The organism is Anaerococcus marasmi (assembly GCF_900290195.1).
GTDB classification, from domain to species: Bacteria; Bacillota; Clostridia; order Tissierellales; family Peptoniphilaceae; genus Anaerococcus; species Anaerococcus marasmi.
The window spans coordinates 1,507,318-1,522,781 of sequence record NZ_OLMF01000004.1; the positions used below are offsets into that span (position 1 = coordinate 1,507,318).

Below are 15,464 nucleotides of genomic sequence, written 5' to 3' on the forward strand. Positions count from 1 at the left end.
GTTAAGTATGGCAAGATTAAAAGTAACGCCAACGAGGATGAATCTAAATACCTTAAAAGAGCGACTTGCTACGAGCAAACGTGGTTACAAGCTACTAAAGGATAAGCAAGATGAGCTTATGAGACAATTCTTGGAGCTTATTAGGAAAAACAAAAAACTAAGAGAAGAAGTAGAGAAGGAATTAGAGGATTCCTTTTCAGACTTCCTTATAGCAAGTGCTTTTATGAGCCCGGAATTTATGGAGGAAGCGGTGAGCTTTCCTACTCAAAAACTTGGCGTTGATATAGATATCAAAAATGTCATGAGTGTAAGAATTCCTAAAATGGAATTTAAGGTCGAAGAAAATGAGAACGCCAGCATGTTCCCATACGGCTATGCAGAAACATCAGCAGGCCTTGATAAGGCCCTAAAGGGACTCAATGAAGTTATGAATAGGCTCCTTGAGCTTGCTGAGCTTGAAAAGACTACCCAGCTTATGGCAGATGAGATTGAAAGTACAAGAAGAAGGGTAAATGCCCTAGAATACAGGACTATCCCAGATCTTGAAGAGACAATCAAATATATAAGAAGCAAGCTAGAAGAAAACGAAAGAGCTACTATATCCAGACTAATGAAGGTTAAGGATATTATAGCTGAACAAAAATAAGCGTAGAGGAGAAGGCCAGTGGGTCTTCTTTTTTTGTTTAAATCTCAAAAAAGCTTTAATATATAGTAAAAATTAGTATAGTATAAATTGCGCAGAAAATTTCTTCTATAAGCAAAAATAAGCTAGAGATTTTCTACATATTAGAAAAATTGAGGGGTTTTATGGAAAATAAAAAATCAAAACCGGCCCTAGTCTTTGCTATATTGGCCTTGGGTCTTAGTATATATGTTTCAAAAACAGGAGCAGATACCTATTCAAGTATTTGGTCCTTATTTCCACCAGTTGTAGCTATTTTTATAGCTCTTTTTACTAAGGAAGTTTTCTCTTCCTTATTTTTAGGGATAACAATAGGAGCAATCCTTGCATCCAAGGGCTCTATTGCGACATTTTTAGACAATATCGTAAGCGAAGGCTTTATCGCGTCTATTTCACAAACATCAGGAATCTATATCTTCCTAGTGGTTTTGGGGATAATGGTCGTTCTAATAAATTATTCTGGAGGATCTCGTGCTTTTGGTAAGTGGGCTGACTCCAAGATTAAGAATAGAAAACAATCACAGATTGCGACATTTTTCCTTTGTATCATGCTTTTTATAGATGATTACTTTAACTGTCTAACAAGTGGATCTGTGATGAAGCCAATTATAGATTCTCACAAGGTATCAAGGGCTAAGCTCGCCTACATAATCGATGCAACAGCAGCTCCAGTTTGTATGATAGCACCTATATCTTCATGGGCTGCGGCAGTCTCAGGTTACGCAGAATCAGGGACTTACTCAGGAATAGAACTTTTTGTAAAGGCAATTCCCTTTAACTTCTATTCTCTTTTGACCTTGTTCTTTGTAGTTTGTATAATTGCCTTTAATAATGATTACGGTCCAATGAAAGATTATGAACAAAAGGCCCAAACGACAGGGGATATCAGTATCAGAAAGGAAGAGCTAATCGATCATAGCAAGGTAAATAGAGAAGGGGCAGTAATAGACTTAGTCTTTCCGATCCTAGTCCTTATAGTATCTTGTGTACTAAGCTTGATTAATGTGGGAGGATTTTTCGATACTGCAAGCCCATACTATCACGATTTTGTAAATGCCTTTGCTAATACTGACTCATCTATAGCCCTTGCTATGGGTTCCATTGTGGCCTTGATCATATCCATAATATTTTTCATTGTAAGGAAGGTAATGTCATTTGAAAAGTCAATGGAATCTATATCAGAAGGATTCTCATCAATGGTATCTGCTATATTAATCTTAACTATGGCTACAAGCTTAAAAAATATATCAAACGAGCTTCTAGGATCTACCAACTTCGTTGGAGGCCTTATGGAAAATGCTGCAAGCGGCCTAAGCTCCTTCCTTCCTGTAGTTATATTTGTAGTTGCAATATTTCTAGCCTTTGCGACAGGAACAAGCTGGGGGACTTTCGGTATACTAATACCAATAGTTGTGTCCATGTTTGATCCTCACGATCCTATATTTTTAATAGCTATATCGGCAACTCTTTCAGGATCAGTTTGTGGAGACCACTTATCTCCGATATCAGATACGACTATAATGTCATCTACTGGAGCAGGATGTATTCATTTAGACCATGTCAAAAGCCAACTACCTTATGGTCTAACAGTAGCCTTAGTATCTTCATTAGCTTATATCATAGCAGGCTTTACTCATTCTTTTGTAATCCCACTAGCCTTTGGAATTTTAGTAATCCTAGGCCTTATGTTTGTCCTAAAAAAGAGGGCTTAGGAGGGATTTTCTTCTTTGACAAGGAAAGCTTTTATGTATATAGTCTATATTAGATAAGATAAAAAAGAACGGGGAAAAATAAATGGAAACTGGACCCTACCACGGTTTGATTACAACACTTAGTATAATATTATTGCTTTTTATAAATGGAGTATTTACAGCAATTCACACAGGCCTAATCAGCTTAAATACGTCAAAACTAGAAGAAGATTCCTTAGACGGAGATGAGAAGGCGGGATCTGTCCTTAAGATTTTATCAAATCAAGATAGACTCAACCAATCTTTCGAGATAGCCAATATAATATTTTCTCTTTTAACCATAGCTTACTTCGCAAAAAGGCTTAGAGAAGTGAGCTCTGATGGGTATTTTTGGGGAGGAATCTTATCAGAAAGATGGGTGACTATAGTAGCCATAGTAGTATATACCATTCTTAAGCTGATATTTGTAGACAAAATCCCCCAAAGAATTGGCGTAAGATTTCCGATGGAGATTACTAAAAGAGCGACAGGTCTTACTAAGTTCATCATGATCATTACAAGACCCATTGTGGCTTTTACTACAGCTGTGACCAATCTTTTTATGAATATATTCGGTATAGAAGCTAAGAATATTCAAAAGCAAGTTACAGGTGAGCAGATCAAATCAATTGTCCAGATAGGTGAAGATCAGGGAATCCTAAGACCTATGGAGTCTAAGATGATCCACTCCATAATGGCCTTTGATGACCTACTTGCAGAAGAGATTATGACAGCCAGGACCGATGTCTTTATGATTGATATTAACGATAAAGACAAGGAGTATCTCGAAGAGTTTGTCAAGATAAAGCATGCGAGAATTCCAGTCTATGACGAGGAAGTAGATAATATCTTGGGAATTGTCTATACCAAAGACTTCCTCCTTGAGGCGACAAAAGTAGGGCTTAGAAATGTAGAAATCAAACAAATCCTAAGGCCTGCCTACTTTGCACCAGATAAGATAGAAACCGACAAGCTATTTTCTGATATGCAGAAAAAACATATCCATATGGCGATTTTGATAGACGAATACGGTGGATTTTCTGGAGTTGTCACTATGGAAGATTTGATAGAAGAAATTGTAGGGGATATAGATGATTCCTACGACTATGATATTCCAGAAATTAAGGAAAATGGTAGGGATGTCTTTGTAGTTAAGGCTTCTGTTTCTATCAAGGATTTAAATGAGAAGATAAATATAGGTATCGATGAGGATAACGAAAACTACGATTCCTTGGGCGGATTTATTATAGACAGACTTGGCTATATACCAGAAGAGGACTCCAAACTTTCCTTTGAGTACAATGGCTACGAGATCAAAATCCTCTATATAGAAGATAACAGGATCAAGGCTGTCAGGATTAGAAAATTAAAAAACAAAGAAGATAAGGAAGACTAGAAGATTCTCCTTGTTTTAGGCTTTATAAAGAGCTTAAAACAGGGGGAATTTTTATTTGTTTTAAATGTTTTTATATAAATATTTTTAAATATTTATTTTAGCGGTATACTTAATAATGTGTTATATTATTGATACATAAATTTTATTTTAGGGAATTATTTGTAATTTGTGAATAATTTTACATTTATAAGGAGTTATTTTGAAAAAAGAAAAAGAAATTGAGAAACTTAGAGAATTTACTCCCTTGGCTGTAGTCTTGGGAGTGATAATAGCCATAGTATTTGGTGCTGCCAATGCTTATTTGGGACTTCGTGTAGGTCTTACCATATCCGCATCAATACCTGCTGCTGTTATTTCTATGGGTATAGTTAGAAAGATCTTAAAGCGTGATTCTATACTGGAAAACAACCTAGTTCAAACAATAGGTTCTGCCGGAGAGTCTCTTGCAGCAGGGGCCATCTTTACCCTTCCAGCAGCTTTCTTATGGGAAGCAGAGTGGGGAGATAGCCACTATATATCCTATCTAAATATTTTGATGTTGACCTTGATCGGAGGAGTATTGGGCATTGTCTTTATGATTCCTCTAAGAAGGGCCCTCATAGTGAAGGAGGATGGAATCTTGCCATATCCTGAAGGAAGAGCCTGCGCGGAAGTACTTAAGGCAGGAGAGGCAGGAGGACAAGACTCAAGTGTAGTATTTAAGGGCTTGGGCCTTGCCTCTATCTATAAGTTTTTGGCAAATGGACTTAAGGTCTTCCCAGAAGGGGTAAGCTATGAAATATCTACTAAAAACTTTGGAGGAACGGCCATTGGTTTCGATGCCCTTCCAGCCCTTATGGGAGTAGGTTATATCGTAGGTCCTAAAATCGACGCTATAATGCTTTCAGGAGGAATCCTTGCCTGGCTTGTACTTATGCCACTGCTTCACGCCTTTGGCCCAGCAGAGATAGCAAGCCTAAGCCCATCTGACCTATGGTCAAACTACATCAGATATATAGGAGCAGGAGCTGTGGCTACTGGAGGAATTATATCTTTAATCAAGTCCCTTCCTATGATTGTTAAATCCTTTAAGGATTCTGTTAAGGATCTTAAGGGAAGAGATTCATCTCAAAGCAAGGATAGACTTGATGCTGATATTTCTATAAAGACTTCCATAATTCTTGTAATTATTGCAATAGTATTGATGTTTATGATGCCTTCTTCGCCACTGAACTTCTTTGCTGCCTTGATTATAGTAATATTTGGTTTCTTCTTTGCTACAGTTTCATCAAGGATGGTAGGAATAATTGGATCTTCAAATAACCCTGTATCAGGAATGTCAATAGCGACTCTCTTAATCGCTACTCTTCTTCTAAGACTAACAGGCTTTGTAGGCCATGACGGAATGATAGCAGCAATCTCCATAGGAACCATAATTTGTGTAATAGCTGCTATAGCAGGAGACTGCTCACAAGATTTAAAGACAGGTTATATAGTAGGAGCTAGTCCAAGATACCAACAAATCGGAGAGCTAATAGGAGTTGTTGCCTCATCCCTTGCCATAGGTGGAGTTTTGTGGATACTAAACAAATCTATAGGCTTTGGAACAAAGGACCTTCCAGCTCCTCAAGCCATGCTTATGAAGATGATAGTAGAAGGAGTTATGAACAATGATCTTCCTTGGAACTTGGTATTTGTAGGAAGCTTTATAGCTATTATGGTAGAGCTTTTGGGAGTAACAGTCCTACCTTTTGCTATAGGCCTTTACCTACCTATCAACACATCACTTGGAATAATGTTCGGTGGTCTTGTAAGAATCGCTGTAGATAAAATCAAGGCAAGCAAGGAAGAGAAAAAGGACGCAGAGACAAGAGGAACACTCTACTCAGCAGGTCTTATAGCTGGAGAAGGAATCATGGGAATAATTCTAGCAGTCTTTGTCCTAATTCCTGTTAAAGGCAAGACTCTGGCAGATTTTATCAATATCTCTGATAAATTTGCCCTAAGCCAAGAAGCCTCTGTAGTGATATTTGTCCTACTAGGCATACTAATCTTCACCAAGGCAAGAGGAGCCTTAAAGAAGGGCAAAAATGAAGCTTGATTTAGGAAAAATCCCAAAGAAAAACGTGGACTATGACTATGATAAGGAAAGTAAAACCTACACCATCCTCATGGCCCACACCGGCCTAAACCATAAACTAGCCCAGAAAATCTGGCATAAGCCCAAAATTACAAGAGTAAGGCTAGAAGGAATGGGAAATACAGTTTGGGAAGCCATAAACGGGGAAAATTCCATCGAAGATATAGGAGAAATCCTAAAGGAGATTTACGGAGAAAAAGCCGAGCCCTTATACGAAAGGCTTGGCCAATACCTAAGAAACTTAGAGAGAAATAAATTTATAAAATATTAGGTTTTTAATCTAAATAGAAATAAAGCAAATGAAGGAGAAATTATTCTCTAAATAAGTTAGCCCCTAAGTCCAATAAGGATTAAGGGGCTTTTTAAATAAATGCTTCATAAATATAACTTTGGGTATAATATTTCTAGTTAGATATATCTACTTAGATATATTTGAGGAGTTAATATGGAAAAAGATAAGCTAAAGATACTCATAGGCCTTCACAAAAATGTCAAGGAACTCGATAGGAGGACCCTAGATATAGGAAGAAGCTATGGACTTTCCTTCAGTCAATTTATGGTCCTAGAAGCCTTGTATTCTAAGGGAGACCTATCTATAGGTCAAGTGAGGGATATAATCTTATCAAGTGTGGGGACTATTTCTCTAGTAATTAAAAATCTTGAGAAGATGGGATATGTAAAAAGAAAGACAGATGAAAATGATAAGAGGGTTTCTATCCTATCCCTAACTGATGAGGGAAGGGCTGTGATAGAGAAGGTCATCCCAGAAAATGAGGCCATGATATATGATTATATGAAGGATCTAAGCGAAGAGGAAACAGCAACTCTTCTTAGCCTTCTAAAGAAATTAGGAGCAAATATTGATAATTAATAGGACCTTATAAGCTTATTTAGGATGGTAGGAGTCGATGTGAGATAATAGAAGGCTTAAGAGAAGGAAGATTTATTAGAGATAATTTAGAATTTTATAATTAAGGAGAAAAAATGAAGATAGGATTATTAGTAGGTTCTCTAAGAAAGGGATCGTTTAACAGGAAGCTTGCAGAGATTTCAAAAAAGATTATAGATGAAGGAAATGAAGCGGAAATCATAGATATTTCCTACCTTCCTTTCTATAATCAAGATGATGACGGAGCAAATCCAAGAGAAGAGTACACAAGGATTAGGGACGAGCTTAGGAAATATGATGGATATATCTTCTTTACTCCAGAATACAACCGCTCCCTTGCTCCAAGTCTAAAGAATGTAATAGATATAGGAAGCCGTGATCCAAGGGGCAACCTATGGGATGGGAAAGTAGCTGCGGTATTTTCTGCCTCCATGGGTTCAACTGGAGGAGCTATGGGAAATCATGCCCTAAGGCAGAGCTTCGTCTATGTAAATTTAATTACCATGAATCAGCCAGAAGTTTATATACCAGCTATCCACACTCTCTTTGACAAAGAGGGTAATCTAGTTGCTAGCACAAGAACTTTCCTAGAAGATTCTACCAGGGCCTTTGTAGACTTTGTCAAAAAACACTCATAAAAATCAGCCTTAATGGAGGAGAAAAATTCAAATCCATTAAGGCTTTTTTATTAGAAAAATTCTTATTTACAGAATTAATAATTGTTCCCTTTATAAAGAGCTTAGGATAAATCCCATAATTCTATGAGTTGATCCATCTTACTTTTTTAAAAATTTAAAAATAAATTTCAAGCTAAGTTTTAATAGGTGGGATTATACATAATTAGTATCATTTTCCAAAATATTATTTTTCAATCATTGAAGAGTCCATCATCTTGTCATATTTTTCAAAATAGACGAAAGATCCATCGAGAATATAAATATTATCGAAACCATAATGGGCTAGCATTTTGACAGCATTTGAAGACTTTCCTCCATTTGCGTCATAAAAGATAATCTTCTCATCTTTTGGGAGAAAATCGTGGTCCTTTCTTAAATCTTTGCCGGCAAGAGATCTTGCACCCTTGATATGGCCCTTTTCGTAAGAGGTCTTATCTCTTAGGTCGTAGATCCTATAATCCTTGAAAGAAGCGATTAATTCATCGATTTTGACATCCTTAAGCCTTCCTTCGAAGACATTAATGGCTTGATTTGCTAGGACATTAGTAGCATCCTCTACAGTAGAATATAGGGGCTGGTAGGCAAGCTCTAAGTCGTAGAGGTCATAGATCGTAGCCTTTTGTTTAATCATACTAGCTATCACATCGATTCTCTTATCTACTACTCCGTAACCTAGGCCCTGGGCCCCGTAGATTCTCCCGTCTTTATCATCGAAGAGGAGCTTAAGATAAATTATCTTAGAATTTGGCATAATTCCAACAGAGTCTCTATGAGCGATAAGAGAGGTTTTATAAGCTATGCCCAAATCGTTTAGGCTTTTCTCATTAAGCCCTGTCATGGCGATATTTAAGTCGAAACTTCTTAGGGCGAAGGTCCCGATAAATTCTGGAGGAGTCGCCTTTTTTCCTAAAAGATACTTCGCCAAATATTTTGCCTGTCTATGGGCAGGCCAGGCTAGATTAAGCTTACTCTTTTCCTTGGTAAGGAAGTTTCTTGGATTAATCACATCGCCTATAGCAAAAATCGACTCATCACTTGTCCTAAAATTATCATCTACTTTGATAGATCCATCATCTTCAAGGTCAAGGCCTGCTTTTTCTGCAAGGTCACTAAAAGGTCTTGCTCCTAGGGCAAGTATTACTAGATCTGCCTTCTTTTTTGAATTATCATCGAATCTTACATAATCTTTCTCGATTTCTACAAGAGATTTGCCTTCGATAATATTTATACCATTATCCCTAATATTATCTTTGATAAAGCCCTTAAGGTCCATATCTATGATAGATAAAAGGGAGGTGTTCTTTCTTATTAGCATAGAGATATTGAGACCATCAAGCTTGTGGAGGGATTCTGCAGCCTCTATTGCAACGAAACCTCCTCCAGCAACGAAGACTTCCTTAACTTCATTTTCCTCCAAGTATTTTCTGATATTTTCTACATCTACGACATTTTTCACCGAGAAGACATGGTCATGGTCGTAGCCGGTGATAGATGATGGTCGATTTTCCTTAGTTCCAGGGGCAAGTATTAGATAATCATAAGTTTCCTTAAATTTCTTATTATTTAGCTTATCTAATACTTCTACGTATTTTTCCACTCTATTTATAGAGATTACTTGGTGAAACCTTTCTGCCCTAATATTATAACCCCTAGCGAAAGACTCAGGAGTCCTATTTATAAGGGATGAAGAATTTTCTATATCGTAGGAAAGATAGTAGGGAATCTCACAGTTACCAAAAGATAAGTCCCTATCCTTCTCAAACATTACTATCTCGACATCCTCGCTAAGCCTTCGTAGACTCGCCGCAAAGGTCGCTCCGCCCGCAACAGCTCCAACTATAACAACTTTCATAAAATCCTCCCTTTCTATTACTTAGTAAGCTTTTACCCAAAAGGAGAAATAAATACCGATTTATAAAAAAATCATCAAATATTTGAAAAAATAGGTAAATAAAAAGCATATTAGAAATATGATAGACTTTAGACAAAATCACCCTTATTTCGACCAGGTAAATAGCCATTGAATTGGCTATTTACCCCTCTGACTAGTGCGAAAGCACGGAAAAGTTACTAAGTAACGAGTCAGAGTACGAAGTGAGTGGAGAAATCTGATTAGATCTCTTGTATCATATAACTATAGTCATTCTATGGAAAAAACAATGGAATACTATACATTAAACATAGTGTTGTGGAATGTGTGAGATCTCTATAGCTTTGACTATTTCGCGGAGACTACAACCACATAACTATGTTTTTTTGTTAATTAGTTAGATATCGCTAGACGATTTATTGTACAAGGATACGAGACATAACTTATGTGGAAGCACAACAATAATTTTAAAGGAGTTTTCTATGATCTATTTGGGTATTGATGTTTCTAAATTTAAGCATAACTGCTATCTTGCTGTTGAGGATAATTTTGATAAAGGGTGTCATTTTGAAATTAAGAATTCAAGAGATGGTTTTGATTTTTTACTAAAAAAACTTTCTGATTTTGATAAGGATAAAATTAGAATAGGATTAGAATCCACCGGTCACTATCATCTCAATCTTTCAAGATTTCTACTAGATTTGAATTTTAACATTCATTTCTTTAACCCTTATCAAACTAGTCTTTACAGAAAGGCTGATAGTTTTAGAAATACAAAAACCGATAAGGTTGATGCTTTCTTCATTGCAAAGCTTCTAAGAGCTACTGACTCTAATCCTACTCACAATGAATTGTATCATAATTACGAACTTAAGTCACTAACTAGATACAAATCTTCTTTAAAAAGTGATAGGGTTAAGTTAAAGAATGCTATTGTAAGCCACTTAGATTTAGTATTTCCTGAATTAAGTAGCATCTGCAATGATGTATTTTGTAAATACACTCTAGAGGTATTAAAAGAATATCCATCTGCAGATAAGATTGCTAAGGCAAACTTAACAAGGTTAAGCAACATAATTAAAAAAGCTTCTAAAGGAAGTCACTCTAAAGACAAGGCAATAGAGATTAGGAATGCTGCAAGAAGGTCAATAGGGATTGATTCATCTGCTGTATCTTTTAGATTAGTTCAAGATATTAAATCCTTGGAATTCTTATGTAAACAAATCAAAGAAGTTAATGAGGAAATTAAGCCTCTCTTAGATTGTTTAGATAGTCCAATAATGAGTATACCTGGTGTAGGAATAGAGATAGGCCCTAGTCTAATAGCTGAGATTGGAAACATAGAAAAATTTGAAAATCCAAGTAAACTATTGGCTTATGCAGGTCTAGATCCATCAATCAGTCAATCAGGAACAATGCATTCAAACTATAGTAGTATGAGCAAAAGAGGTAGTTCATACTTAAGAGATGCTCTATTCATAGCCGCATTTTTAATATGCCAAAATGACGAAACATTTAGGATTTACTATGAGAAAAAGAAAAATGAAGGTAAACACCATTACGTAGCCCTGACACACGTAGCCAGGAAATTAACTAGAGTAATATTTCACCTTCTAAATAGAAATCAGAAATTTGTAAGCCAAACGTCCTAAAAAGATATGAAATTTAAAGAAAATTTTAAGCTATCAAAAACGATAGCTTATTTGTCATGCCAATAATTCGTTATTTAACCTAACGGAAGTCAATTCTTGATGAATAAATTAAGTTTTTATTCAACTTTTTATGAATTTTAATTTGTTAATTTTTTTAATTTTCGACTTGACTTCCGATAGTTAGTCTCCGTGCGTTCGTTTCACTCTCTTAGTCGAGATAAGGGTAATTTAACTATAAAATATTTTTTAAAGCTCTAACTATATTTAATCCTGATTTTTCCTAATATGCTCTTCTTTCTAGAATAAGACGCTTTCGTCAAGAGCCTTATCTGAATGTAGGGTTCTGATATCTATACTAATATTTTTGTCGTGAAGTTTTTTGAAATACTCTCTGTCCTTATCTCCAACATAGATATTTTCGTTTATCTTATCCTTGTTAGGAAGCTCTCTCATATTCCCAACATTTACAGTATCTATATTAAGGCCAGCGTCAACAAGCTTATAAGCATCCTCTGGACTTTCAACAAGGATGAGAGCCTTGGAGTCTTCGTGTGTTTCTTCGATTTCTTTTATAGTTCTATCGATTGTCCAAAACACAGTCTCAGCGAAAAGAGGTGTTGCTATGTTCATAAGCTTTTGTGCTTGTCTATCTTCTGAAGCTTCGTCATTTGCAACAACTATAAGATCACAATCTTCAGATTTAACCCATTCTCTGCCGACTTGGCCGTGGAGCAATCTGTCGTCAATTCTAGTAAATATTATCTCTGCCATTATTTCTCCTTATAATTTCTATTTCTTATTATTTCTCTAATTTATAGACTATATTATAATTTGAAAATATCTTTTGTCAAATGTCTCAATTTAAAGATTCCATATATCTTCAGGATAAAGATTTTCTTCAAACATTTTCTTAAATGAAGCCTTGGCAGGGGAGAGGTCTTCTTTGTAGGTTATGCCTATCCATTTTTCATCTGTTGGAAGTATTGTTATATCTGCCTTGTCTTCATCAATTAGCTCTCCTATCATATCAGGGAGTACGTATTCTGCGCTGTCTAGTTTATCTTTATTTTCTTCTAGATATTTTATGAAATGTTCTTCGCAAAGGTCTATGAAAGTTGGGTAGGAGGCCCATAAGTTCATTGATACTAGGGATTCTAGATTGAGTAGGTCAGAGTCTAGTCCCTCCTTGCTTGAAAGAGAACCGTCTTCTTCTAGTTTTATTTCGTGAGTTTCTATAATGTCTCTTAGTTTATTATTACTATCTCCTACTGAGACTCCTCTTGTTACAGTACCGTTGTCTGAGAGGGTGTTTTTTAGCTTGTAGCCGGCCATGGCGATTTGAAGTTTATCATCTTCCTTCTCGTCATGGTTTACTAAAAAGCTATGGAGATCTTTGAAAACTTCCTTGCCATAGTAATCGTCAGCATTTATTATTAGGAAAGGTTCATTTACTAGATTCTTGGTAGCAAGGACTGCATCGACTGTGCCCCAAGGTTTTTTCCTATCCTTAGGACTTTCAAATCCATTAGGAAGTGTCATATCTTGGTAGGCGTATTCTACATCGATGATTTTTTCTATCCTATTTCCGATTATTTCTTTGAAGTCTTTTTCTATTTCTTCTCTTATGATAAAGACAACCTTGTTAAAGCCTGCTTTCATCGCATCATAGATGGAATAGTCTATGATTGTATAGCCATTGTCGTCCATTTTTGCTAGTTGCTTTATTCCTGCTCCGTATCTTGAGCCTATTCCTGCTGCAAGTACTACGAGTGTTGTATTCATTTTTACTCTCCTTGTTCGTATCCGTTAGGGTTTTGTGATTGCCATCTCCATGAGTCTTTGCACATTTCTTCTATCCCATTTTCTGCGACCCAGCCTAGGACTTCTTTGGCTTTTTTTGCATCTGCAAAGCATTTAGCTATGTCGCCTTCTCGTCTAGGCGCTATTTGGTAAGGGACATCTCTTCCGCTAGCCTTCTCGAAGGCCTTTACCACATCGAGGACAGAGTAGCCCTTTCCTGTTGCAAGGTTTATTATCTCAACCCCATTAAGCTCGTCGATTTTATCTACTGCTAGGACATGGCCCTTGGCAAGGTCTACTACGTGGATATAGTCTCTTACTCCAGTTCCATCATGGGTATCGTAGTCATCACCGAAAACTGATAAGTGATCTAACTTTCCTATAGCTACTTGGGAAATATAAGGAAGGAGGTTGTTTGGGATTCCCTTTGGATCTTCGCCAATTTTTCCAGACTTGTGGGCCCCGATTGGATTAAAGTATCTTAAAAGCACTACCTTCCATTCTGGGTCTGCTGTGTTAAGGTCTGTCATAATTTGCTCCATCATAGACTTAGACCAGCCGTAAGGGTTGGTGCACTCGCCTTTTGGAAAGTCCTCTGTGATAGGTACACTTTCGGGATCTCCGTAGACTGTTGCTGATGAAGAAAATATTATGTTTTTGCAGTTTACATCTCTCATAACTTCAAGAAGTGTTAGGGTCCCAGTGATATTATTATGATAGTATTCTAGTGGTTTTTTGACAGATTCTCCCACAGCCTTAAGAGCTGCACAGTGGATTACTACGTCTATTTTATCTTTTATAAAAACTTCTTTTAGGCTTTTTTCATCTAGAATATCTGCCTCGTAGAAATTAGGACTTTTGCCTGTGATTTCTGCAACTCTTTTAACAGCTTGTTTGGAAGAGTTGGATAAGTTATCGTATAGGCTTACTTTGTAGCCCTTTTCTAGAAGCTCTACAGCAATGTGAGAGCCAATATATCCAGCCCCTCCAGTTATTAGTACGTTTTTCATGAAATCTCCTCTTTATATCTTACTTACATCTATTATATATTAATACTAAATTATTATCTAGTGGTAAGCTACAAGAGGTAATAGTTAATTAAAAAGGTTAGGATAGGTACATTTGTTATTGTGGTAGTACCCATTATTAGATATAGTAAAAAATAAAATAGAATTAATTTTGAAATAAAAGGTATAAATTGTATTGATTGTCTTAAATTAGGTAAAATATTTATAAAATAATCCTTGACGTAAAATCTATATAGTATTATACTAGTTACAAGGTAACTACCATTACTAACCATGAAATCGTTTTTAAATTTATGAAAAAATTGATTTTGTGTCAACTAATAGTTTTAAGGAGGAAGTATGAGAACTATTAAGAAAATGTTATTTGCTGTAGCGGCAGCTACTATGTTAACAGGATGTGGTGGAAATGAAAGCAAGGATAATGCTGACGGTGGAAACAACAATGATAAAAGTGTTGTTAGAATGGCTATGTGGAATCCTGATCAAATTGAAGTTATGAAGGAAATTGAGAAAAATTATGAAGAAAAAAATCCTGATGTTGATATCCAAATTGAAGAGACGACATTTAAGGATCATTTCACAAAACTAGAAACTCAATCTCAAGGTAAAGTAATGCCTGATATTTTTACCATGAATGGTCCAAACTTTGTCAAGTTTGCTTCAAATGGAGTTTTAGAACCTCTAGATGACCATATGGATAAACTTAATTTTAAGAAAGAAGATTTCCCTGCAGGACTTGTGGATCTTTATACATATGAAGATAAACTATATGGAATTCCAAAAGATTGGGATTTAACAGCTTTATTTTACAATAAAGAAATATTCGATGAGGCTGGAGTAGAATATCCTAATGAAAATTGGACATGGGACGATTTTGTTAAAGCTGCTGAAAAATTGACAAACAAAGAGAAAGGAATTTGGGGAACAGCAGCAAAAGGCATGACACAAGAAGGAATTTATGATACTATTCCTCAGTCTGGAGGCTATATCATAAGTGAAGATAAGAAAAAATCTGGTTATGATAGTCCTGAAGCTGAAGCAGGAGTTAAAATATGGACTGAACTAATAGAAAAAGGGATATCTCCTGACTTACAAACTTTGACAGACACACCAGATAAGGATTTATTTAAAGCTGGAAAAATAGCTATGGTTTATCTAGGAAGTTGGAGAGTGCCAGAATTTTTCGGTGATGAAAGTTTCAAAGATAAAGTAGATGTACAAATAATGCCTTTAATTAAAGATAGAGCAGCAACAATTCATGGACTTTCTTATGCTTTAGCGAAAGATTCCGAAAATAAAGATGCTGCATTGGATTTTATGGCATATTTAGCTTCAGAAGAAGTAAATGAACTTTGGGCTAGCAAAGGAACGGTAATACCTGCTCTTAATAGTTCTCTAAATACTTGGGAAGCTTCATATCCTGAAAAAAACCTAAAAGCTTTTGTCGATGAATTAGAGTATTCAGTTCCTTATCCAGTAAGTAAAAATACACCTGTATGGAACCAATATGAAAGTGATGCAATTAACGAAATATTCTCACTAGAAAGACCTGCTAAAGATTCATTAAAAGATCTTGCTGATAATATGAATTCTGCATTGTCTGAAGAATAGTTTATAAAAT

Annotated in this window: 13 protein-coding genes; 9 read left to right on the forward strand and 4 right to left on the reverse strand. The window is 35.9% G+C overall.

Annotated elements, in window-relative coordinates:
- The first annotated feature begins 7 nt into the window (after nucleotides 1-7).
- The 7 genes from C7D97_RS07740 (at nucleotide 8) to C7D97_RS07770 (ending at nucleotide 7,454) form a co-directional block, all read left to right on the forward strand.
- Complete coding sequence (locus C7D97_RS07740; protein ID WP_105301487.1) at nucleotides 8-646, forward strand: V-type ATP synthase subunit D; 639 nt, start codon at nucleotides 8-10, stop codon at nucleotides 644-646.
- Nucleotides 647-807: 161 nt separating this feature from the next.
- The gene (locus C7D97_RS07745; protein ID WP_105301488.1) at nucleotides 808-2,394 is read left to right on the forward strand and encodes a Na+/H+ antiporter NhaC family protein; all 1,587 of its coding nucleotides are present in this window, start codon (nucleotides 808-810) and stop codon (nucleotides 2,392-2,394) included.
- Nucleotides 2,395-2,476: 82 nt separating this feature from the next.
- Entirely contained in the window at nucleotides 2,477-3,808 is a 1,332-nt protein-coding gene (locus C7D97_RS07750) for a hemolysin family protein (protein ID WP_105301489.1), read from the forward strand.
- Between the two features lie 199 nt (nucleotides 3,809-4,007).
- Nucleotides 4,008-5,888, forward strand: a complete 1,881-nt coding sequence (locus C7D97_RS07755) for an OPT family oligopeptide transporter (protein WP_105301490.1) — start codon at nucleotides 4,008-4,010, stop codon at nucleotides 5,886-5,888.
- Nucleotides 5,878-6,198 (forward strand): PqqD family protein, encoded by a 321-nt coding sequence (locus C7D97_RS07760; RefSeq protein ID WP_105301491.1) that lies wholly within the window; start codon nucleotides 5,878-5,880, stop codon nucleotides 6,196-6,198. Before C7D97_RS07755 ends, C7D97_RS07760 begins: the two co-directional genes overlap by 11 nt.
- 174 nt (nucleotides 6,199-6,372) lie before the next feature.
- Nucleotides 6,373-6,798 (forward strand): MarR family winged helix-turn-helix transcriptional regulator, encoded by a 426-nt coding sequence (locus C7D97_RS07765; RefSeq protein ID WP_105301492.1) that lies wholly within the window; start codon nucleotides 6,373-6,375, stop codon nucleotides 6,796-6,798.
- 113 nt (nucleotides 6,799-6,911) lie between these two features.
- Nucleotides 6,912-7,454 (forward strand): NADPH-dependent FMN reductase, encoded by a 543-nt coding sequence (locus C7D97_RS07770; RefSeq protein ID WP_105301493.1) that lies wholly within the window; start codon nucleotides 6,912-6,914, stop codon nucleotides 7,452-7,454.
- A gap of 223 nt (nucleotides 7,455-7,677) precedes the next feature.
- Here C7D97_RS07770 and C7D97_RS07775 read toward each other — a convergent pair whose 3' ends face one another.
- Nucleotides 7,678-9,345 carry an FAD-dependent oxidoreductase gene (locus C7D97_RS07775; RefSeq protein ID WP_105301494.1) on the reverse strand — a complete coding sequence of 556 codons (1,668 nt, stop codon included), beginning with the start codon at nucleotides 9,343-9,345 and terminating at the stop codon, nucleotides 7,678-7,680.
- A 500-nt stretch (nucleotides 9,346-9,845) separates the two neighbouring features.
- Here C7D97_RS07775 and C7D97_RS07780 point away from each other — a divergent pair, with 500 nt between their 5' ends.
- Nucleotides 9,846-11,015, forward strand: a complete 1,170-nt coding sequence (locus C7D97_RS07780) for an IS110 family RNA-guided transposase (RefSeq protein WP_105300835.1) — start codon at nucleotides 9,846-9,848, stop codon at nucleotides 11,013-11,015.
- Between the two features lie 297 nt (nucleotides 11,016-11,312).
- Here C7D97_RS07780 and C7D97_RS07785 read toward each other — a convergent pair whose 3' ends face one another.
- From C7D97_RS07785 to galE, 3 genes are all read right to left on the reverse strand, one after another.
- On the reverse strand, nucleotides 11,313-11,786 hold the full coding sequence (locus tag C7D97_RS07785) for a PTS sugar transporter subunit IIB (protein WP_105301495.1): 474 nt from the start codon (nucleotides 11,784-11,786) through the stop codon (nucleotides 11,313-11,315).
- 90 nt (nucleotides 11,787-11,876) lie between these two features.
- The gene (locus C7D97_RS07790; RefSeq protein WP_105301496.1) at nucleotides 11,877-12,797 is read right to left on the reverse strand and encodes a sugar phosphate nucleotidyltransferase; all 921 of its coding nucleotides are present in this window, start codon (nucleotides 12,795-12,797) and stop codon (nucleotides 11,877-11,879) included.
- Nucleotides 12,798-12,799: 2 nt separating this feature from the next.
- Nucleotides 12,800-13,825, reverse strand: coding sequence for a UDP-glucose 4-epimerase GalE (gene galE, locus C7D97_RS07795; protein ID WP_105301497.1), 1,026 nt, complete (start codon nucleotides 13,823-13,825; stop codon nucleotides 12,800-12,802).
- A 357-nt stretch (nucleotides 13,826-14,182) separates the two neighbouring features.
- Between galE and C7D97_RS07800 the strand changes: the two genes are divergently transcribed.
- Nucleotides 14,183-15,454, forward strand: a complete 1,272-nt coding sequence (locus tag C7D97_RS07800) for an ABC transporter substrate-binding protein (protein ID WP_105301498.1) — start codon at nucleotides 14,183-14,185, stop codon at nucleotides 15,452-15,454.
- Nucleotides 15,455-15,464 lie beyond the last annotated feature (10 nt).